The 20498-nt window shown below is 74.4% G+C and carries 23 protein-coding genes; 13 read left to right on the forward strand and 10 right to left on the reverse strand.

The annotated features are described in order from the left end of the window. The first annotated feature begins 18 nt into the window (after window positions 1-18). On the forward strand, window positions 19-807 hold the full coding sequence (locus ACU436_RS25165; protein ID WP_459029320.1) for an alpha/beta fold hydrolase: 789 nt from the start codon (window positions 19-21) through the stop codon (window positions 805-807). Window positions 808-1526: 719 nt separating this feature from the next. Here the strand turns inward: ACU436_RS25165 and pcaD are convergent. Genes pcaD through ACU436_RS25180 form a run of 3 tightly spaced genes read right to left on the reverse strand, consistent with a single transcriptional unit; the run spans window position 1527 to window position 3906 of the window. Next, window positions 1527-2300 carry a 3-oxoadipate enol-lactonase gene (pcaD, locus tag ACU436_RS25170; RefSeq protein ID WP_459029322.1) on the reverse strand — a complete coding sequence of 258 codons (774 nt, stop codon included), beginning with the start codon at window positions 2298-2300 and terminating at the stop codon, window positions 1527-1529. Continuing rightward, window positions 2297-3100: a CoA-transferase subunit beta gene (locus ACU436_RS25175; protein ID WP_459029324.1), complete on the reverse strand. Its 804-nt coding sequence runs from the start codon at window positions 3098-3100 to the stop codon at window positions 2297-2299. The genes pcaD and ACU436_RS25175 overlap by 4 nt, the downstream gene beginning before the upstream one ends. After that, the gene (locus ACU436_RS25180; RefSeq protein ID WP_459029326.1) at window positions 3097-3906 is read right to left on the reverse strand and encodes a CoA transferase subunit A; all 810 of its coding nucleotides are present in this window, start codon (window positions 3904-3906) and stop codon (window positions 3097-3099) included. The genes ACU436_RS25175 and ACU436_RS25180 overlap by 4 nt, the downstream gene beginning before the upstream one ends. A gap of 148 nt (window positions 3907-4054) precedes the next feature. Between ACU436_RS25180 and ACU436_RS25185 the strand changes: the two genes are divergently transcribed. Then, entirely contained in the window at window positions 4055-4930 is an 876-nt protein-coding gene (locus ACU436_RS25185) for an aldo/keto reductase (RefSeq protein ID WP_459029328.1), read from the forward strand. A gap of 211 nt (window positions 4931-5141) precedes the next feature. Continuing rightward, the gene (locus tag ACU436_RS25190) at window positions 5142-5438 is read left to right on the forward strand and encodes a hypothetical protein (protein ID WP_459029330.1); all 297 of its coding nucleotides are present in this window, start codon (window positions 5142-5144) and stop codon (window positions 5436-5438) included. 16 nt (window positions 5439-5454) lie between these two features. Here the strand turns inward: ACU436_RS25190 and ACU436_RS25195 are convergent, their stop codons facing one another. Then, window positions 5455-6774: an amidohydrolase family protein gene (locus ACU436_RS25195; protein WP_459029332.1), complete on the reverse strand. Its 1320-nt coding sequence runs from the start codon at window positions 6772-6774 to the stop codon at window positions 5455-5457. A 26-nt stretch (window positions 6775-6800) separates the two neighbouring features. Further along, on the reverse strand, window positions 6801-7427 hold the full coding sequence (locus ACU436_RS25200) for an NYN domain-containing protein (RefSeq protein ID WP_459029334.1): 627 nt from the start codon (window positions 7425-7427) through the stop codon (window positions 6801-6803). A 33-nt stretch (window positions 7428-7460) separates the two neighbouring features. Between ACU436_RS25200 and ACU436_RS25205 the strand changes: the two genes are divergently transcribed. Next, on the forward strand, window positions 7461-7877 hold the full coding sequence (locus ACU436_RS25205) for a DUF4440 domain-containing protein (protein ID WP_459029637.1): 417 nt from the start codon (window positions 7461-7463) through the stop codon (window positions 7875-7877). Window positions 7878-7908: 31 nt separating this feature from the next. After that, complete coding sequence (paaI, locus tag ACU436_RS25210) at window positions 7909-8292, forward strand: hydroxyphenylacetyl-CoA thioesterase PaaI (RefSeq protein ID WP_459029638.1); 384 nt, start codon at window positions 7909-7911, stop codon at window positions 8290-8292. Here paaI and trmB read toward each other — a convergent pair. From trmB to ACU436_RS25225, 3 genes are read right to left on the reverse strand one after another with little or no spacing between them, the layout of a single operon-like run. Continuing rightward, window positions 8289-8996, reverse strand: a complete 708-nt coding sequence (gene trmB / locus ACU436_RS25215) for a tRNA (guanosine(46)-N7)-methyltransferase TrmB (protein WP_459029336.1) — start codon at window positions 8994-8996, stop codon at window positions 8289-8291. The two genes, paaI and trmB, sit on opposite strands and share 4 nt — an antisense overlap. After that, window positions 8986-9993, reverse strand: a complete 1008-nt coding sequence (locus tag ACU436_RS25220) for a glycosyltransferase family 2 protein (RefSeq protein WP_459029338.1) — start codon at window positions 9991-9993, stop codon at window positions 8986-8988. Before ACU436_RS25220 ends, trmB begins: the two co-directional genes overlap by 11 nt. 31 nt (window positions 9994-10024) lie before the next feature. Then, window positions 10025-10888: a glycosyltransferase family 2 protein gene (locus tag ACU436_RS25225; protein ID WP_459029340.1), complete on the reverse strand. Its 864-nt coding sequence runs from the start codon at window positions 10886-10888 to the stop codon at window positions 10025-10027. 404 nt (window positions 10889-11292) lie between these two features. On the opposite strand from ACU436_RS25225, the gene ACU436_RS25230 reads away from it, so the two are divergent. From ACU436_RS25230 to ACU436_RS25260, 7 genes are all read left to right on the forward strand, one after another. Beyond that, window positions 11293-13095: a DUF2339 domain-containing protein gene (locus ACU436_RS25230; RefSeq protein WP_459029342.1), complete on the forward strand. Its 1803-nt coding sequence runs from the start codon at window positions 11293-11295 to the stop codon at window positions 13093-13095. A gap of 73 nt (window positions 13096-13168) precedes the next feature. After that, window positions 13169-13492: an ArsR/SmtB family transcription factor gene (locus ACU436_RS25235; protein WP_459029344.1), complete on the forward strand. Its 324-nt coding sequence runs from the start codon at window positions 13169-13171 to the stop codon at window positions 13490-13492. Window positions 13493-13579: 87 nt separating this feature from the next. Further along, on the forward strand, window positions 13580-14365 hold the full coding sequence (locus tag ACU436_RS25240; RefSeq protein WP_459029346.1) for a hypothetical protein: 786 nt from the start codon (window positions 13580-13582) through the stop codon (window positions 14363-14365). After that, a complete protein-coding gene (locus ACU436_RS25245; RefSeq protein ID WP_459029348.1) occupies window positions 14358-14579 on the forward strand; it encodes a hypothetical protein in 222 nt (73 codons plus the stop codon). The genes ACU436_RS25240 and ACU436_RS25245 overlap by 8 nt, the downstream gene beginning before the upstream one ends. 9 nt (window positions 14580-14588) lie before the next feature. Continuing rightward, window positions 14589-16100 (forward strand): TldD/PmbA family protein, encoded by a 1512-nt coding sequence (locus tag ACU436_RS25250; RefSeq protein WP_459029350.1) that lies wholly within the window; start codon window positions 14589-14591, stop codon window positions 16098-16100. Between the two features lie 50 nt (window positions 16101-16150). Next, window positions 16151-17527: a metallopeptidase TldD-related protein gene (locus ACU436_RS25255; RefSeq protein WP_459029352.1), complete on the forward strand. Its 1377-nt coding sequence runs from the start codon at window positions 16151-16153 to the stop codon at window positions 17525-17527. A gap of 218 nt (window positions 17528-17745) precedes the next feature. Then, entirely contained in the window at window positions 17746-18027 is a 282-nt protein-coding gene (locus ACU436_RS25260; protein ID WP_345606267.1) for a hypothetical protein, read from the forward strand. A 52-nt stretch (window positions 18028-18079) separates the two neighbouring features. Here the strand turns inward: ACU436_RS25260 and ACU436_RS25265 are convergent, their stop codons facing one another. After that, window positions 18080-18883: a class I SAM-dependent methyltransferase gene (locus ACU436_RS25265; protein WP_459029354.1), complete on the reverse strand. Its 804-nt coding sequence runs from the start codon at window positions 18881-18883 to the stop codon at window positions 18080-18082. A 67-nt stretch (window positions 18884-18950) separates the two neighbouring features. Here ACU436_RS25265 and ACU436_RS25270 point away from each other — a divergent pair, with 67 nt between their 5' ends. Beyond that, window positions 18951-19835 (forward strand): aminoglycoside phosphotransferase family protein, encoded by an 885-nt coding sequence (locus ACU436_RS25270; RefSeq protein ID WP_459029356.1) that lies wholly within the window; start codon window positions 18951-18953, stop codon window positions 19833-19835. Between the two features lie 74 nt (window positions 19836-19909). Here ACU436_RS25270 and ACU436_RS25275 read toward each other — a convergent pair whose 3' ends face one another. Next, window positions 19910-20452: a TetR/AcrR family transcriptional regulator gene (locus ACU436_RS25275; RefSeq protein ID WP_459029358.1), complete on the reverse strand. Its 543-nt coding sequence runs from the start codon at window positions 20450-20452 to the stop codon at window positions 19910-19912. Window positions 20453-20498 lie beyond the last annotated feature (46 nt).

Consider the following 20498-nt stretch of genomic DNA (forward strand, 5'->3'; position numbering starts at 1 on the left):
TCCCCCGACGGTGGGCACATGCAGATCCACGTCACGGAGGACGGCCCGCGGGACGCCCCTGCGCTCGTCCTGATCCACGGGTTCACCGCGTCGACCAGGTCGTGGGACCTGCTGGTCCCGATGCTGGCCGAGTCCCACCGCGTCATCCGGATCGACCTGCTCGGGCACGGCCGGTCCGCCAAGCCGGCGGGCGCCGGTTACGCGATCGCCGACCAGGCGCGCCGGGTCGGCGAGGCCCTCGACCGGTTGGGGGTCGGTCGCGCCGTCGTGGTCGGCCACTCCACCGGCGGGTCGGTCGCCACCGCGCTCACCGAAGGGCGACGGGACCTGGTGACCGCGCTCGCCTTCCTCAACACCGGACCGAGGCTCGACGCCTTCATCCCGCAAGGACCCGCCACCCGGCTCCTGCAGGTCCCCGTCGTCGGCCGGCTCCTGTGGCGGCTGCGCACCGAGTCTCTCGTCCGACGGGCCGCGGCCACCGCCGTCACCCGGGACGTCGCCATCCCCCAGGCGGTCGTCGACGACGTCCTCGGGATGACCCACCACGCGTTCACCGCGGCGCACCGGGCCGCCGAGGACTACCTGCGGCAGCGCCCGCTGCCCGACCGACTCGCCGCTCTCGGCGTCCCGCTGCTGGTGATCTTCGGTGCCGAGGACCGACGCTGGCGGTCGTCATCCGCCGCCGACTACCGGGTGGTCCCGGGGGCGCGGATCGAGATGCTCCCCGGTGTCGGGCACTCGCCCCCGCTCGAGGAACCGGCGCGGACCGCCGAGCTGCTCCTGGCCTTCGCCGGAGATCACACCTAGATGAGTGAGTCCGACCCCGGCCGTCCCCTGCGATGATCGCCGGGTGCGGTTCCAGAGCCGCAAATCTGCGGCTCCACGACCGCTTACGGCGATCATGAGACCGTCGGCGACAGACCGAGCCACCGGCCGCGCCCGCCGGGCGCACCGGGCCCGGTCCTGGCCTCCCGGGGCATGATCATGAAACGTTGCGGTGGGCGCGCCGTACCCGGACGGTGACTGGCTGCCCCGCGACCTCGACCCGGTCCCGTGTGCGGTCGCCGGTCTTTCCCCGGCCGCTTCCTGTGTGTGTGGTGGCTGGGTGGGCACAACTACCGGACCCGGTGGTCGCTCTGGCGGCCGTCCCCGGCTGTCTGGCACGCCGGTCTGGACGAGACCGTCCCTGGTGGGTGCCCGCTCCACTGGCTGTGGTCCCGATCCGCCCCGCACCCCTGTGGCTTCGCACTCCTGTGGCCGCCCGACAGTTCCGGGCCCCCGGGTCCCGGGATCCGACCGACCACCAGGTCTTGATCAGCGGGAACGGGACATCAGCTGCAGGGGTGCAGCGCATGTCCCGGCTACGCTGATCATGAACTGCCAGGTGGCGATCCCGGCTGACTCCCGCGCGGGGCCCGGGTCCGGGCGCCGGGGCAGAACCGGCCAGCCGGGAACGGCACGCCCGAGCAACCGTCCCTGCCCGCATGACCGATCAGCCGCCAACCGTCGAGCTCGGACCTACTCATCTAGGCAGGGTGGGCGGCGGCGTGCTCCGCGATCAACCGCGTCGCCTCGTCCGGCGCCTCGATCGTCGCCAGGTGGGCGGCGTCCAGCACCTCCAGCCGGGCGCCGGGGATGCCCTCGACGATCGTGCGGGCGTGGGGTTCGACCGGCGTGGACGGGTCGGTGGCACCGGCGATCACGAGCGTCGGGGCGGTGATCGCGCCGAGCCGGTCGCGGTGGTCCCACACCTCGAGCGCCTGGCAGCAGGCGAGGTACCCCTCGTCGGGCGTGCCGGCCACCCACGCCGCCGCCTCGGCCATCGCATCGGGATGGGTGGCGGCCCAGTCGGGGGTGAACCACCGGGACACGATCCCCTCCGCGAGGGGCGCGGTGCCGCCGGAGGAGACGGCCGCGATCCGCTCCTTCCAGACGGTCGTGTCCGGATAGTTCGCGCTGGTGCAGAGCAGGGTGAGGCCGGCGATCCGCTCCGGGGCCTCGGACCCCAGGTACATCCCGACCATCCCGCCCATCGACAGCCCGCACCACGCCACGCGCTCCAGGCCGAGGTGGTCGAGCAGGGCGAGCACGTCGCCCGCGAGGTCGGCGATCGTGTACGGCCCGGGCGGCGTCGGGGAGCCGCCGTGCCCGCGGTGGTCCACCCGGATCACGCGGAACCGTTCCGTCAGCGGGGCGACCTGCGGCCGCCACATGTCCAGCGTGGAGCCGAGCGAGCCGGACAGCATGATCACGGGCGCGTCGCGCGGCCCCTCGTCGACGTGGTGCAGGGCGACGCTCATGAACTCCCCTTCGAGCCGACGGTGCGCATCGCGCGCAGCGTCTCCAGTTCGGTCGTGCTCGGCGGTGCGGTGATGACCAGGTCGGCGGCGATCTGCAGGGGCCACCCGGTCTCGGCCCGGACCTGTTCCACGGTGACGCCCTGGTGCAGCGCGGTGAGCACCAGCTCGGCCGTGTCGGGATCCGGTTCCAGCACGCCGAGATCGGTGATCACGCGAACCGGGCCGGCTCCCCGCAGCCCGAGCAGCTCCCGGTCGCCGGGACCGCTGCCGTGCCCGACGGACGTCACGAAGTCGACCCGCTCGACGAAGGCCCGCTGCCGGTGCCGCATCACGACGATCACCTCTCGGCAGGACGCGGCGATCTCGGGGGCGCCGCCCGACCCGGGGAGCCGGACGGCCGGATCGTCGTACTCGCCGATGACCGTGGTGTTGATGTTGCCGAGGCGGTCGACCTGGGCACCGGAGAGGAAGCCGACGTCGATGCGGCCCGGCTGCAGCCAGTAGTTGAAGATCTCCGGCACGCTGACGACGGTCAGTGCGGAGTCGGCGAGGATGCCGTCGCCGATGGAGAGCGGCAGCTCCTCCGGCGTGGTGGCGAGGGCACCGGACTCGTAGATCAGCACCAGCCGTGGCGCGTGCAGCCTGCGGGCGAGGTTGGCGGCCGTGGACGGCAGGCCGATGCCGACGAAGCAGGCCTGGCCGTCGCGCAGGGAGCGGGCGGCCGCGATGCTCATCATCTCGTCGGCGGTCCAGCTCGCCGCCGCATGCCTGCCCGCAACGGGCTCCGCGGTCCCGGTCATGCCGCCGCCTCCTCGATCGTGCGCAGCCAGCCCGTGAACGCCTCCCGGTCGCGGCTGACGGCGTCCCACGCCCGGTACGCGGCGTTGTCGCGGTCGTAGTACCCGTGCGCGTACGACGGTGCCGCACCGCCCGGGGCCGTCGCCACCGCGTCGAGCACCCAGCCGGGCAGCACCACGGCGCCCGGGACCGGCGTCAGCTCGTCGACGACCTCTTCCACGGTGGCCAGCGACCGGCGGGCCGCGAGCACGGCTTCCTTCTGCACGCCCGTGATCCCCCACAGCTGGACGTTGCCGTCGCGGTCCGCGCGCTGGGCGTGCACGATCGTGACGTCCGGGTTGAGCGCGGCGACGGCGGCCAGCCGCTCGCCCGTGAACGGGCACACGACGCTCGAGATCGTGTCGCTGTGGTCGGGCAGGTCGGTGCCGCTGTAGCCGCGGAGCACCGCGAACGGCAGCCCGGAGGCCCCCGCCACGTACCGGTTGGCCATCCCGGCGTGGCTGTGCTCCTCGATCTGGAGCGGGGCGGGCCAGCCGGTTGCCAGCGCGTCCCGCATCCGGTGCAGCGACCCGACGCCGGGGTTGCCGCCCCAGGAGAACACCAGCCGGGACGCGCAGCCGGCCCCGATCATCTGGTCGTAGATCAGGTCGGGTGTCATCCGCACGAGCGTGAGCCCCCGGCGGTGCTGCCGGATGATCTCGTGGCCCGCGGCGAACGGGATGAGGTGCGTGAAACCTTCGAGGGCGACGGTGTCGCCGTCGTGCACGAGCTCGGACACGGCCTGCGGCAACGGCACGATCTTGGCCACGTCGGAACGGTAGTGCGCCCGTCCCGACCCGGCAATCTGCGGCGCCGATCACCGGTTGTGGCACCGCCGGGTGAACCGCATGACGCAGGGCGAGGCGCCTGTCACGTTCTGCGGCGGGCCGGTCCGGGCCGGTGCAATGGTGTGGGGGGTGAGCACACTCTCCGACACCCGCCCCGCCGCCGCATCCGGCCGCTTCGACCTGGGCGGCGAGCAGGGCCGCCCGGTCCACCGTCTCGGCTTCGGCACCATGCGGCTCACCGGCCCCGGCATCTGGGGTCCCCCCGCCGACCGGGCCGCCGCCGTGGCCGTTCTGCGGCGCGCCGCCGACCTCGGGATCGACCTGTTCGACACCGCCGACTCCTACGGCCCGGACGTGGCCGAGGAGCTCGTCCGCGAGGCGCTGCACCCGTACGACGGTCTGACGGTCGCGACGAAGGCGGGCCTGCTGCGCACCGGCCCCGATGAATGGCACGCCTACGGCAGACCGGAGTACCTGCGCCAGCAGTGCGACAACAGCCTGCGCAAGCTCGGCGTCGAGCGGATCGACCTGTTCCAGCTGCACCGCGTCGACCCGCAGGTGCCCGCGGACGAGCAGTACGGCGCGCTCGCCGAGCTGCAGCGGGCCGGCAAGGTCGCGGCCGTCGGGCTGTCCGAGGTCGGGGTCGAGCAGATCGAGGCGGCTCGCCTCGTGGTCGAGATCGCCACCGTCCAGAACCGGTACAACATCGCCGACCGCAGCAGTGACGACGTGCTGCGCTACTGCACGGAGCAGGGCATCGGCTTCATCCCGTGGGCGCCGATCGCCGCCGGTGGGCTCGCGGAACCCGGCGGCGCGCTCGACGCCACGGCGCGGCGGCTCGGCGGCACGCCGGCGCAGGTCGCGTTGGCGTGGCTGCTGCAGCGTTCGTCGGTGATGCTGCCGATCCCGGGCACGACGGACGTGGCGCACCTGGAGGAGAACGTCCGGGCCGCCTCGCTCGCGCTGGACCTGGACACCGTCGAGGAGCTCGACACCGCCGCCTGATTTCCGTTCGTCGCGAAAACTGCGCGTGTTGTCCGATTACTCGGCAGGGCGGTGCGACACGCGGATTCCACCCGATCGAGCGGAATCCCTTCCCATCCCTGTAACGGGTCGGCCGCAGCCGTTTCCCCTCCCGAGGGTCCCCGTTGTGGGTGGTGGACGCGCCGGACCCGATCCACGGTCCGGCGGCGCACCGAGATCACGGAGGTGACCTGTGTCCGAGCTGGTGACGGACCTGGACTGGTCGGCGGCCACCCGCCTTCCGAGCGCTGACGAGGAGTGGGGCCCGGACGGCGGGCGGCATGCGTACAACGACGACGCCGCGTTGACCCCGATCTTCCACGCGCTCACCCGGAGCGGCTGGCGTGGCCGGCAGCGGCAGCCCGCCTACGGACCGGATCCGGTCGACGAGTTCCGCCGCGACCCGCTCACCGCGCCGATCCCCGCCCAGGCTCCCGCGTCGGCCCGCGGCCGCCGCCCCGAGACCGGCCGCCACCGCCGCACCCGGTAGCTCCCGGTGCGGGACCTCAGGCCCGGAGCCGGGCCGCCGCGTCCCGCAGCGCCACCGTGGCCGCGCGCCGGTCGACCCGGGTCGGCTCGCCGCCGGCGACCACCTGCTCCCCGGCCACCCACACGTCGCGCACCAGGCGGGACCCGCCGGCCCACACGAGGTTCGACAGCAGTTGGGCATCGTCGTCGGGGGCGACGAAGGCCGGGTCGTCCAGGTCCACGTGCACCAGGTCGGCCCACCGGCCCGCCTCGAGCGCACCCAGGTCGTCGCGGCCGATCGCGGTGGCGCCATCCCGGGTGGACATCAGGAGCAGCTCCGCCGCGGTGAGCGCTGCGGCGTCCCCGCTGCCGACGCGGGCGAGCAGGCCCGCGAGGCGGGCCTCGGCCCACAGGTCGAGGTCGTCGCCGGACGCCGGGCCGTCGGTGCCGAGGCCGACGCGCACCCCGGCGCGGCGCAGCGCCGTCACGCGGGCGATACCGGCGGCGAGCTTGGCGTTGGAGCCGGGGCAGTGGGCGACCGCGGCGCCGCGGGACGCGAGCAGCGCGATGTCCTCCTCGGAGAGGTGCACGCCGTGCGCGGCGAGGACCCGCCCGCCGAGCGCGCCGACGTCGTCGAGCAGCGCGGGTACCGACCCGTGCGACGCCCGCTGCGCCCGGTCCTCCTCCGTCGTCTCGGCCACGTGGATGTGCATCAGGGCGTTCCGGGCACGGGCGTGCTCGGCCACGGACGCGAGCGCGTGCGGCGGGAGCGTGTAGGCGGAGTGCGGGCCGTAGCCGAGCTCGATCCGCTCCCCCGCCCCGGAACGCACGCCGACCGCGTCGATCCGGGCGGACACGTCGTCGCGCATCTGCTCCCAGGTTCCGAGGCGGTCCCAGCCCGGGGCGGCGATGATCCCCGGCGTCAGCACCACCCGGGACCCGACGGCCGACACCGCGTCGATCACGGCATCGGTGAAGAAGTACATCTCCACGCTGGTGGTGCAGCCGGTGCGCAGCAGCTCGATGCACCCGGACGTCATCGCCACCCGCACGTCGGCCGCCTCGAGCCGGCCCTCCGCCGGCCACATCACCTCCTGCAGCCAGCGCATGAGCGGCAGGTCGCCGCCCATGCCCCGCAGCGCGATCATCGGCGTGTGCGCGTGGGTGTTCACGAGCCCGGGCAGCAGCGCGCCCGGCAGCGCCCGCACCGGTGCCGGGCTGTCCGGCGCCGTCGCCCGCGGCCCGACGTGCGCGATCCGGCCGTTCTCGTCGACGTCCACGACCCCGTCGCGCAGAACGGAGCAGCGCGGGTCGCACGGCAGCACGACCGGCGCGACGAGCCGGATCGCTCCGCTCACCCGCCCCGCCGGCTGCCATCCCCCGATCACCGCCGCGGTTCCAGCAGCGACCGCAGCGAGCGGAACGGCGGCAGCCAGGCGCCGGTGTCGGGCAGGGAGTCGAGGGTGATGCGCGGGAGCGGCTCGCGGAACACGCCGTCGATGTCCTCGAGGTCCACGAACTCGATCACCTCGGAGTTGAGGGCGAACGTCGCGTGCTCGCGGAAGCCGATGACCGTGACGGTCGTGCCCGCGGCGTCCAGCTGCTCGAGCGGCTCGCGGAACGCGCGGCCGTCTCCGGACGCGACCACGAGGTGGCGCAGGCTGCCCTCCGTGGCGCGGAGCCTGATGTGGGCGAGCATGTCGTCGTCCACGTCCGAGTCTTCGGAGATCTTCGGCTTGGCGAACACCGCGAAGCCGACGTTGCGCAGGGCCTCGACCCACGGCCGGACGACCTCCGTGCTGGCCGGCGCCACGTTCGTGAAGACGGTGGCCTCGGCGACCGACTCCGGCCCCGCGAGCTCGAGCAACCACCGGCCCACGGCGTCGAACCGCGGGCGGAACGCCGCCGTGGGGCGCGCCCCGAGCAGCGAGCCGAGGCTCATGTCCATGTTCGGCGCATCCCACACGAGGAGCACACGCGGTGTCGGGGGCACCGTCCCGGTCGGGATCATCGCTCGACCCTATCCGGCTAGCATCCGCACGTGATGGACGAGCTGCACGAGCGCTGTGCCGCCCAGATCGACGGCCTGCACCGGGTGATCGAGGACTGGCTCGACGGCCGGACCCCGCGCACACCCGAGGCGTTCGGCGCCTTCGCCGACGCCCACTCCCCCGACTTCACGATGGTCACGCCGGACGGCGCGCTGCTCCGCCGGGACGAGCTGCTGCCCGGGTTCGAGGGCGCGCACGGCGCCGCTCCCGGCCTGCGGATCCGCATCGACGACGTCGCGGTCGTCCACGCCGACGCGGGCGGTGTCGTCGTCACGTACGAGGAATGGCAGGAAGGCCCGGCGGGCCGTACCGGCCGGCGCAGCAGCGTCCTGCTGGAGCGGCACGCGGACGCGCCGCACGGGCTGCGGTCGCGCCACCTGCACGAGACGTGGATCCACCGTGAGCGATGAGCTCGAGGTCGCCCGGCAGGCCGCGGCGGCGATGGAGCGGGCCGACACCGCGGGCCGCGGGGTGGGCGTGCGCCTGCTCGACGTCGGGCCCGGCCGGGCGCGCGTGGCGCTGACGGTCGAGGAACGGCACGTCAACGGGCACGGCATCTGCCACGGCGGGTACCTGTTCTTCCTGGCCGACGCCGCGTTCGCCTACGCGTGCAACAGCCACGGGCCGTCGGCCGTCGCGGCGGGAGCCGACATCACGTTCCTGCGCCCGGTCGGCCTCGGCGCCGAGCTCGTCGCCGAGGCGGTCGAGCGGGCCAGCGCCGGCAGGTCGGGGCTGTACGACGTCACGGTCCGCGACGGCGACCGGGCGGTGGCCGAGTTCCGGGGCCGCAGCCGCCAGGTCCCCGGCCTCCAGGCGCCGAGCTAAGAAGCGCGGTACACGAGGTCGTGCACCGTCCGTCCCTCGATGCGCGCCCGCTGCTCGAACTTCGTGACCGGCCGCCACTCCGGGCGCGGGGTCCACCCGCCGGGCCGGTCGGCGGCCGTGTTCTCGAGCGCGGGCTCGGCGTCGCAGACGGCGCGCATCTGCTGCGCGTAGTCGTCCCAGTCGGTGGCCAGGTGCAGGAGGCCGCCGGGCTCCAGCCGCGACGCGACGAGCGCGACGAAGTCCGGCTGGACGAGGCGGCGCTTGCGGTGCCGCCGCTTGGGCCACGGGTCCGGGAAGAAGATCCGTATCCCGGCCAGCGACGCGGGTGGCACCCGCTCCGCCAGCAGCGCGACGGCGTCCCCCCGCAGCAGGGAGACGTTGGTGAGCCGGGCGTCGGCGATCCGCATCAGCAGCTGGGCGAGCCCGGGCTCGTACACCTCGACCGCGACGTGGTCGACGCCCCGTGCGGCCGCGGCGAGCTCGGCCGTGGACTCCCCCATCCCGGACCCGATCTCCAGCACCAGCGGTGCCCGGCGGCCGAACCAGGCCGGCGGGTCGTACGGCTCGGCGCCGGTCAGGATGTCGCCGACGTCGCGGCCGCGCTCGGGCCACCAGCGATCCCATGCGTGCTGCTGGCCCTCGGTGAGCCGGCTGCGGTGGTGGACGAAGCTGGGGATCGGCGGGTGCGGCGCCTCAGCTGCCACTGGTCGGGGCCTGCGCGGCGGGCAGCCGAACGCCGGACGTGGCACCGGGGAGCTTGCCGCGCACGTAGCCGGCCGTGGTCCACGCCAGCGCGGTGACGACGGCCGCCGCCGACGACACCCGGCCCTCCTTGAGCTCCCGCAGTACGGCGGTCGGCAGCACCTTGGCCACGTAGCTGCGCTCCGTGGACAGGGCGTCGTCGCTGCCCACGAGCTTGGAGACGGCCGCCTTCGACAGGCCTTCCGCCCAGCTGCGCCGGCGCAGGTAGTCCCAGTGGACGCGGTCGGCGCTCACCCGGTGGTCGACGGCGGCGGCGGGCTCGAACACGATCCGGATCTTCTCGCCGGTCCGCTGGTAGGCCTGGCGGGCGCGGATGCAGAGCTCGGTCTCCTCGCAGCCCAACGGGTTCTTCCCGATGCGCCCGATGTCCTCGGCGAAGCCGCCGATGCGCTCGAACACTTCGCGCCGGAACGACATGTTGCAGCCCATGAGGTTGCGCACCTCGGCCTGCCGCACCGGCTGGCCGGTGTAGGTGCACCCGACGATCCAGTCGAGCTCGCCGGTGGCGTTGGGGTCGTACGGTGCGGCTCCGGGCAGCACGCGCGGCCGGTTGACCGGCCAGCGCGGGTGCGCCACCCCGCCCACGGCCTTGACGGTGGGGTCGCCGTAGGGCTCCAGGAGCGCGGCGAGCCAGCCGGGGCGGGCGGCGGCGTCGTCGTCGAGGAACACCACGACGTCGCCCACCGCCTCCGCGATGGCCGTGTTGCGCGCCCCGGACAGCCCCTGCTTGTGCGCGTTCGGCAGCACCCGCACGCCGGGCGGACCGAACTCCTCCTGCGCGCGCGCGAGCAGCGCCGGGTTGTGATCGACGATCACGAGGGTCTCCGCCGCAGCCACGTCCTGCGCGGCGACCGAGCCGACGGCGGCGACGATGTCGTCCCACCGCTTCTCGGTGTACACGCAGACCACGACGGTCGCCGTGACGGCCGGACTGTTCACGGGCGGTCTCCTCCTACCGAGCGACCGCGCGTCAGATGCGGCGGTCGAACTTGCGGCGGTCGGCCCGCCGGTGCTCGGCCAGCAGAGTACGCAGCACCCGCGCGCCGTCCGCGAAGGTGCGCAGATTGGTGTCCCCGAACACCCGCTGACGCTCGATCGACGGCACCTCGGTGATCTTCAGCCCGGCCGCGGCCACCCGGCAGTTCAGCACGGTCTCGATCTCGAAGCCGTCGCCCCAGAGCATCCCCTCCGCCGGAGCAGGCGTGTCGGTCGGCGGGAGTTCGAGCACCGGGAGCAGGTCGGCCCAGAACGCGTTGTAGCCGTAGCAGAGGTCGGTGTAGCTCGTGCCGAAGAGCGCGTTCGCCACACCGTTCAGGCCGGCGTTGCCGGACTTGCGCAGCAGGGTGATGTCGTCGCTGCCGCCGCCGGGGGTGAACCGGCTGCCCTTCGCGAAGTCGGCCCCGGCCACCAGCGCGGACACGAACGCCGGGATCTCGCCCGGGTCGGCCGACCCGTCGGCGTCGAACATGACGATGACGTCGCCCGTGGCCGCCGCGAACCCGCAGGCCATCGCGTTGCCCTTGCCCTTGCGCGTCTGCTTGATCACCTTGACCCACGGCAGCACCCGCTTCGCGGTCTCCACGGTGCCGTCGGTGGAGTCGCCGTCGACCACGATGATCTCGTGGACGGTCGGGCGCACCGCGGCGATCGCCGGGAGCACGATCTCCAGGTTGCGCGCCTCGTTGCGGGTGGGCACGACCACCGAGACGGTGGGGAACGGCGTGCGGTTGCGCTGCGCGTGCGGCAGCGGCGTCCGTGCCGGGCGTTGCGCGTGCAGCTCGGACGGAGCCGGGCCGCCGAAGGCGGCCGCACGGGCGGATGAAACGGCGCTCACACATCCTCCAGACGGGTCCGCTCCAACGGGACAACGAGCCCCTCCCGCACGGGTTGCGGGTGCCGGGAGCGGGTCGCCCGGACGGGCGGTCGCTCCGAGTGGGCCGTCGCTGCGCTGGACCGTGGTCACGTACTTGTTGACGCGTGAAAGCGCTGAGTGGTTGCCCCCTTCTTCGAATCGCCGGGTCGGGTGGGCCGCGCCGGCCCCCGCGCGGCGCGGCCCCGCACCCAGCGTGACCTGGTCACACTGGTGAGTGTCGGCAAGGATCTCGGAGTCCGCCCCACTGTGCCCGGTCGGGCCCGTCCCGCGGCTGAGCGTCCTCAGGTGCGCGTGACCGTTTCGTGATCCGAACCCGGTAGCGCTACGGACCTCGCGGCGGCGGCAGCCGCGGATGCTCCTCGGGCATGGGCACCGATAGCACGGCCGCCGATCCGTACGCGGCGTTGGCGGCCGAGCTCCACCTGCTCGGCGGCCGGCTGGACCGGCTGGGCGCCGAGCTGCTGCGGTTGCGGGCAACGGAGGGTTCGGGTGCTCCGGGGACCGAGGGGATCCCCGGAGCACCCGGCCGGCTCCCGCAGCCGGCGCCGGCGCCCGCGGACCGAGCGTCCCCCGTCGGGACGCAAGGGGGCGGTCCGCGGGCGCCGCGTTCGCAGCTCTCGGGAGCGCGCGTGCTCGCCTGGACGGGTGGCGGGGTGACGTTGCTCGGCGTCGTCCTGCTCCTCGCACTCGCGGCGTCCCGGGGGTGGTTCAGCCCGCTGGGGCGGGTGACGAGCGGAGCGGTGCTCGGTGTCGCGCTGATCGGCGTCGGACTGCGCCTCCATCGCAAGGTGGATGCCCGGGTCGGCGCGCTCGCGCTGGCCGGCACCGGGTTCGCCACGCTGTACCTCGCGGTGGCGGCTGCCACCGCTCTCTACGGCTTCCTGGCGCCGACGCCGGCGCTGGTGGTGGCGCTGGTGGTCGCGGCGGCCGGGCTCGGGCTCGCCGACCGGTGGCGGGCGCAGCTGCTCGGCGGTGGCGTGGTGGTCGGTGCCGCGGTGCTGGCGCCCGCCCTCGTGTGGGGATGGCTGCTGGTCGCGTTGGTGCTGGCGTTGCAGCTCGCGGCGCTGCCGGTGGTGCTGCGGCGGCGCTGGCCGACGCTCGCGGTCGTGGCGGCGGCGGGTCCGGCGCTCTACGGCGCGGTCGTCGGTGGTCTCGCGGACGCGGCGGAGCGCGCCCCGACCGTCGCCGTCGCGATCGGCGCGCTCGTCGCCGGGCTCGCGACCGCGCTGCCGGCGGCCCGGGTGCTGCCGGCCCGCCCGGTGGGCGCGCTCGTCGCCGTGGCGCCGGTGCCGGTCCTCGTGACGGCGGCCGCGTGGGGTGGGTGGAACGGCGCCGCGGTCGCGGCCGTCGCGGTGGTCGCGCTCGCCGCCTTCGCGGCGGTGCCGGCCGCGCCGCGCATCGGGGGATGGGAGCTTGCGGAGCCGGCGGGGCGGGTGAGGACGGTCCGGGTGGTCGCCGTCGCGGCGGCCGCGCTGGCCCTGTTCCAGGCCACGCTCGTCGCGCTGGACGGCTCCGCGGCCACCGTCGTGCTGCTGGGCCAGGCGATCGTCGCCACGGTGCTGGCGGCGCAGCTGCGGGCCCGGCTGCCGCTCGCTGTCGGCGCGGCGTACGGCGGGATCGGGGTGCTGATCGCGCTCGGTCGCGACGCCCCGCTCGACGGCCTCGTCCACCATCCCTCGTCCGCGTACGCCGGACCGGGCCACGGGCCGCTCGTCGTCGGTGCCGCGGTCTCCGTGCTGGTGCTGGCGTTCGCGGTGGCCCTGCTGGTGGCCGGGGTCCGGTGCGGGCTGGTGCGCCCGGATCCGGGGTCGGCTGCGCTCTGGGTTCCGGCTGGGGTCGTGGGCCTCTACGGTGCGACGTCGCTGGTGGTCGCGCTCGCCCTGCTCGGGTCGGACGACCGTGCCGGGTTCACCGCGGGGCACGCGCTCGTCACCGTGTCGTGGACGGCGGTGGCGCTGGTGCTGCTCGCCAGGGGAGTCCGCAGGCCGGCGTTGCGGATCGCCGGGATGGTGCTGGTGGCGGCCGCGGTGGGGAAGCTCGTGCTGTTCGACCTCGTGGCGCTGGACGGGCTGGCGCGGGTGGCGGCCTTCCTCGGCGCGGGCCTGGTCCTGCTGGCGGCGGGGACCCGGTACGCGCGCCTCGTGACCGAAGCCGAGGCCGCGAAGTAGAGGATTGCAGTCTTGTCAGATCGTTGAACGATCGCTAACCTCGGCAGCAGCTCTTCCGAGGCAGGGGTGTTAGGTGGATACCGAGACCGAGCCGAGTACCACAGGGCAGGCGAGCCGGGTCTTCTTCGCGCTCAGCGACGTGACGCGACGGCGGCTCCTCGACCGGCTGCTCGACGAGGACGGCCAGCGCCAGGCGCAGCTCACTTCCGGCCTGAACGTCTCCCGGCAGGCCGCGGTCAAGCACCTGGAGATCCTGGAGCAGGCCCACCTCGTCACCGTCGACCGGGCCGGCCGCGCGGTGATCTACCGGCTCAACCGGTTCCCGCTGCGCACGATCAAGTCGGCGTGGATCGACCGGTTCACCGAGCACCGGGCACGCATCGACTGCGGCTTCTGAACCGCTCGCTCCCCGAACCGTTCACAGCCGCACACGTTCCGTCCCGTCCGGGCCCCGGCACCGCGTTCGCCTGGGAGCCTGCCTGCCATGCCGGACCGCTATGCCGACGCCGTGCTGGCCCGCCGCCGCGAGCTGCGCGCACTGCGGGAACGGCTCGCCGGTGGCCACCGGGGTGAGCTGCGCAGCTGCCTTGCCCTGAGCCGCCTCGCCGCCACCGGCCACGCGGCCGCCGCGCTGGCCGGGCTGCGGCGCGAGGCGGCCGAGCACGTCCGGCGGGGTGACCGCGCCGCCCGCGAACGGCTCCCCGAGCGGGTCGCGGCCGCGGTGGACGAGGTCGCCACGGCCGCCGCGGCCCGGTGGGCGGCCGAATTGGGCCCGCCGCTGCGCCGCATCGCCACCGAGCGCGGGCTGGTCATGGAGCCCGGCTGGCCGCGCCTGCCGGTGCCGCGCGCGCCCGGCCCGCCGCCGGCCCCGGAACCCCTGGCACCGGGGTCCACGCTCCTCGCCGGGGTGCTCGAGGGCGCTGCGCTCGGGCGGCTCGCGCTGCTCCCGCTCGCGGCCCTGCCGCTCGTCGGCCTGCCCGCGCTCGGTGGTCCGGCGCTCGCGCCGCTCGCCGTGGGAGTGGGCCTCACCACGCTCGTCGTCGCCGCCCGTGCCCGGCGGCTCGCGGCCGAACGTGCGCGCCTGCACCGCAGGGTCGAGCAGATCGTCGGGACGGCCACCGTCGCCATCGACGCCGACCTCGACCGCAGGCTCGTCGAGCTCGATCTCGCCGCCTCCACCGCGCTGGACGCAGCCGTGCTGCGCAGGCGCGGCGCCGTCGACCGCGAGCTGGCGTTGCTGGCGGCAGACCAGGTCGGTAGCCGTGGATGAGCCCCGGCGGGTGCCCGAGGAGGCCTTCGACACCGACGGCGACGGCACCCCGGACACCGCCGTCACCGTCGACGGGGTCGATCTCGTGATCGCCATCGACCTCGACGGCGACCGCTTCGCCGACCGCGTGCTGCGGATCGGCCCCGATGCCACCGTCCGGGAGCAACCGGTGGACGCCTTGTTCCCGGACCCCGACGACCCCGGAGATCAGTAGGTTGGTCGCGTGCCCGCCGAACGCATCGTCCCGGAGTTCCGCGCGCTGCCGCTCGCGGCGCTCGCCGACGCCGCGCTGAGCCGCGCGCGCGAGCTCGGAGCCCAGCACGCCGACCTGCGCGTCGAGCGGATCCGATCCCAGGGGATCGACCTGCGGAACGGCTCCGTCACCGGCGTCAGCGACACCACGACCATCGGCCTCGCGGTGCGGGTGATCGTCGACGGGGTGTGGGGTTTCGCCTCCCACGTCGAGCTCACCCCGGAACGCGCGGCGGCCACCGCCGAGCGGGCGGTCGACGTGGCGCGCACCCTCGCCCCGGTGGCCGTCGAGCGGGTCGTGCGTGCGGGCGAGCCGGTGCACGCGGGCGTGGAGTGGGTGTCGGCGTACGACGTCGACCCGTTCACCGTGCCGGTGCGGGACAAGGTCGCGCTGCTCGCGGAGTGGTCGGGCCGGCTGCTCGCCTCCGACGGCGTCGACCACGTCCACGCGGACGTCTCGCAGGTACTGGAGAACAAGTTCTACGCCGACACGGCGGGCACCAGCACCCTGCAGCAGCGGGTCCGGATCGGGCCGTCGATCGTCGCCACCGCGGTCGACCGGGCGGCAGGCGGCTTCGAGACCATGGCCTCGCTCGCCCCGCCCGTGGGCCGTGGCTGGGAGTACCTCACCGGGCAGGGCTGGGACTTCGACGACGAGCTGGTGCGGATCCCCGAGCTGCTCGCCGAGAAGGTCAAGGCCCCGTCGGTGGCGGCGGGCGCCTACGACCTCGTGATCGACCCGACGAACCTCTGGCTCACCATCCACGAGTCGGTGGGCCACGCCACGGAGTACGACCGCGCCATCGGGTACGAGGCCGCCTACGCCGGCACCAGCTTCGCCACGCCCGACCAGCTCGGCCGCCTGCGCTACGGCTCGGAGCACATGCACGTCACCGGTGACCGCACGGTCCCGCACGGCCTCGCCACCGTCGGCTACGACGACGACGGCGTGGCCACCACCGAGTGGGATCTCGTCCGCGACGGCGTGCTGGTCGGCTACCAGCTCGACCGCACGTTCGCGCCGCGGCTGGGGCTCGGGCGCAGCAACGGGTGCGCGTTCGCCGACTCGCCCCACCACGTGCCGATCCAGCGGATGGCGAACGTGTCCCTGCAGCCCGACCCGGTCCGGGACACCGGTGTCGACGAGCTGATCGCGGGCGTCGACCGCGGCATCTACGTCGTGGGCGACAAGTCGTGGTCGATCGACATGCAACGCTACAACTTCCAGTTCACCGGTCAGCGCTTCTACCGCATCGAGGGTGGGAAGCTCGCAGGGCAGCTGCGCGACGTGGCCTACCAGGCCACCACCACCGACTTCTGGGGCGCGATGGACGCCGTCGGCGGGCCGTCGACCTGGCAGCTGCAGGGGGCGATCAACTGCGGCAAGGCGCAGCCGGGGCAGGTCGCGGCGGTGAGCCACGGGTGCCCGGCCGCCCGGTTCCGCGGGGTGAACGTGCTGAACACGCAGGAGGAGGGCCGGTGAGCGAGCTTGCGCGCGAACCAGTGCCACAGCGCCCGCGCGAAGCGCGAGCGGTGAGAGCCCAGGAGGTCGTCGAGCGCACCCTCACCGCGGCGCGGCACCTGCACGGGTGCGCCGTGCTCGTGCGCGAGTCCAGCGAGGCCGCGCTGCGGTGGGCCAACTCGACGATGACGACGAACGGGCACACCACCTCGCGGCGCACAACGGTCATCGCGTTCGTCGAGGTCGAGGGGGGAATCGCCGCCGGCGTCGTGAGCTCGAGCGTCGCCGTCACCGTGGAGCCCCAGCTGCAGGAGCTGGTGCGGGCCGCGGAGGCGGCGGCACGCGACGCGGGGCCGGCGAAGGACGCCGCGCCGCTGCTCGACCCGGACGTCGACGACCCGGCGTGGGGCGAGCCGGCCGTCGAGACGTCGATCGGGGTGTTCGGCGCGTTCGCCGAGGGCCTGGCCGAGGTGCTCGCCGGGCCGCACCGGCAGTACGGCTTCGCCACGCACCAGCTCTCCACGGTGTGGCTCGGCACCTCCACCGGCATCCGCAGGCGCTGGGTGCAGCCCACCGGCTCCGTCGAGCTGAACGCCAAGACCTCCGACCTCACCGGCTCGGCGTGGACCGGGGTGTCCACCGCCGACTTCACCGATGTGGACGTGCTCGCGCTCGCCGCCGAGGCGGACCGGCGGCTGGGCTGGAGCAACCGGCGCGTCACGCTGCCGGCCGGCCGGTACGAGACCCTGCTGCCGCCCTCGGCCGTCGCGGACCTGATGGTGTACCTCGCCTGGTCCCTGGACGGGCGGGCCGCGCAGGAGGGCCGCAGCGCGCTGGCCGGCCCGGACGGGCCCCGGGTCGGGGAGAAGCTCACCGCGCTGCCGCTCACGCTCGCCAGCGACCCGTCCGCACCCGGCCTGCAGTACGAGCCGTTCCTCACGGCCACCCGCTCCGGCGAGGGCCTGTCGGTGTTCGACAACGGCGCGCCGACCCGGCGAGCGGAGTGGGTCAGCGAGGGCAGCGTCGGGGAGCTGGTCTACTCCCGGGCCGAAGCGGCGGAGTTCGGCACGAGGTTCACCCCGGCCGGGGAGAACCTGCTGCTCACCGGCGGCTCGGCCGGCTCCCTGGCCGACCTCGTCGGCCGCACCGAACGCGGCCTGCTGCTCACCTGCCTCTGGTACATCCGCGAGGTGGACCCCACCACCCTCCTGCTCACCGGTCTCACCCGCGACGGCGTCTACCTCGTGGAGGGCGGTGAGGTGGTGGGCGAGGTCGACCACAACTTCCGCTTCAACTACTCACCCCTCGACGTGCTGCGCCGCGCCACGGAGGTCGGCGTCACCGGACGCACGCTCCCGCGGGAGTGGAAGGACTGGTTCACGCGCACGGCCATGCCGCCCGCCCGGGTGCCGGACTTCAACATGTCGTCGGTCTCGCTCGGGCGATAGCGACGAATCGCCGAACGGCCCTCCCCAGATCATCCGATCGGAGGTGTCCCGCGTCACAGTCGATTCGGCCGTTCGACCCCGGTCGGCACACCGGTCGGCGCGTCGCCGGGCCAATCGACACCCGATGGGGTCGGTTTGCCGTTGACTACCTCGACAGAGCGCCGACGTCGTCGCCGGGTCGCAGGACCGGGAAGGGGCGAGGAGTGTCGTTCGAGGTAGTGAGCGCATACACCCTGCTCGTCGGGGATGCGGACGAGCCCGCCACGGTGAGCGTGCACAGCACCGCCGACGACGCGTGGCGGGCACTGGACCGCGAGGTGCGGCGGCGTTGCGGGATGCGCCCGCGCCCCCGCCGCCGCACGGACGCCGACGCCACCACCCGCCTGGCCAACGCATGGCGGGCCGGTGACCCGGACACCCGCTACTGGAACGTCACGGTCCACCGGCTGCCCATCCCGCTCCCGGTGATCGCTCGGGAGGCAGTGGTCTCCGGCCGCTGAGCTGCACGAACGGCACCCTCGTCCGATAGGTTCAGACGGAAGTGCCGTTGGTTCAGCGGGTGGTTCGGACGCGAGCGACGCCGAGCATGTGCGAGCTCGCCGCGATGAGCTCCGGCGTGCCATCGAGCAGCCGCGCGGTGCGCAGCGCAGCCGGCAGCCGGGCGGCGGCCGGCTCGGGTTCGAGGGCCCGGAGCACCGCGCCCATCGGGCCCTCGACACCGAGGATGTCCACGTCGTGCAGCCCAGCTTCCTGCATCTCGTCGGCGAACTCGTCCACTCGGTGCAGGTAGGCGGTCGTGAAACCGAGGCGTGGGTCGTGGCAGCCGGTCGCGATGATCTCCCGAAGCAGGGGCTCGGTCACGTCGTCGACCCGGTCGCGCGCCCCCATCTCCAGCAGCGCGGAGTGCCGGCTGATCGCCGCCACCGCGATCGTCCCGCCGGCTGCAGTCACCCGGGCGGCTTCCCGAAGAGCACGAATGCGGTCGGCCCGGTCGACGAGGTGGTAGAGCGGGCCCATCAGGAGCGTGGCGTCCACGGCCCCATCGGGTTCGGTGAGCTCGCGAGCATCGCCGACGGCGGCCGTCACGCCCGGCAGCGCGCCGGCGACCTCGACGTGCTCGCGCACCAGGTCGACGACGTGCACGGTGTGGCCGTCCTCGGCGAGCCAGCGCGCGTGGACGCCGGTGGCTCCGCCGACGTCGAGCACCCGCGCCGGAGGGGCCGGCAGGTGCCGGCGCAGCAGCTCCTGCGTGCGCTCGAACTCCAGCCGGCCGTGCGCGGTGGCGCGCAGCCGGTCGTCCTCGACGAAGTGGTTCGCGTAGTAGGCGTGCAGGTCGGAGATGGGCGCCCGGAGCATGCGGCGATCGTGACTGCCCCGGTCACCTCCGGACAATCCGATTGGCAGCGCCGGGAGGATGGATCTCGTGGACCCCCTCCCGCTCCCCGCGGCACTGGCCGGGTCCGTTGCCGAGGACGGTTCGCCGGAGCGCGAGGAGTGGCTCGGGCGGCTCCCGGAGATCGTCGGCGGGTTGGCCGAGCGGTGGTCGCTCGACGTCGGGGCGCCGTTCCAGCCGGGGGGCCAGGTCTCGTGGGTGGCACCGGCGCGGGACGCTGCGGGCCGCGACGTCGTGCTGAAGGTCGGCTGGACCCACGACGAGGGCCGCGACGAGGCCGCCGGGCTGCGGGTGTGGGACGGCCGGGGCGCGGTGCGGGTGTACGAGACGCACGTCGACGGCCCGACCACGGCCCTGTTGCTGGAGCGCTGCACGCCCGGCACCACCTGCAGGACCGCGCTCCCCGAGCCGGAGCAGGACGAGGTCGTCGCCGGCCTGCTGCGGCGGCTGTGGCGCGAGCCGCCGGCCGGGCACCCGTTCCGCTCGCTGGCCGGCATGTGCGACTGGTGGGCCGGCGAGTTCGAGGACGACCTCGCCGCGGAGCCCGGCGCGCTCGACCCCGGGCTCGCCCGCGCGGGGGTGGAGCTCTTCCGCGGGCTGCCGCGCGAGGACGTCGCCCGGCGGCTCCTGGCCACCGACCTGCACGCGGACAACGTGCTCGCGTCCCGGCGGGAGCCCTGGCTGATCATCGACCCCAAGCCGTATGTCGGTGACCCGGCCTACGACGTCCTGCAGCACGTGCTCAACTGCCGCGACCGCCTGCTCACCGATCCCCGCGCGCTCGCCCGGCGGATGGCCGAGCTGGCCGGCCTGGACGCCGAGCGGGTGCAGCTCTGGCTCTTCGCCCGCACGGTGCAGGAGAGCGTGAACCTGCCCTGGCTCCGGCCGGTGGTGCGAAGACTGGCTCCGCAGTAGCCCCGTCGCACACCAACATCGGCGCTCGCACACGAACTGCAGTTGGTGTGCCGGCGCAGAAGTTGGTGTGCGAGCTACGCCTGCCGCGGCGCGTACTGGCGCATCCGGCCCAGCAGGTCGTCGACGCTCAGGTCGGGAGGCAGCGGGGTGCCGGTGAGCGTCCGCAGGTACAGCCCGTCCCCCACGAGCTGGGCGAGCCAGGCGAGCACCGGGTCGTGCAGCTCGTCGAGCAGCGCGGCGAATCCGTCGGCGTCGACCCGCGCGAGCGCGTCGCGGACGGCCTTGCCGGCCGCGGTGCTGTCGGCCAGGCGGAGAACGGCCAGGTAGGTGCGCGTCAGGCCGCCGGGGGAGGCGCCGCCGGGGGCGGACGTGCGGACGTAGTAGGCCACGGCGCCGTCGGGCGCGGTGCGGATCGCATCGGCGTCGGCCGCGCTGCGTTCCCGCAGCCGGTCGAGGAGCCCGGCGGCGAGGGCCTCCTTCGACGCGAAGTGGTAGAGCAGCCCGCCCTTCGACACACCCGCGGCCGCGACGACGGCATCCAGGGTGACGGCCGCACCGCCGTGCTCGATCAGGAGCGTCTCGTAGGCGTCCAGCACGCGATCGCGGGCGCTCGGCACCTCGCGAGTCTAGGCCGTCGGACGTGACGGGAATGACCAGGCGCTC

The organism is Pseudonocardia wallangbongensis, from assembly GCF_054486945.1.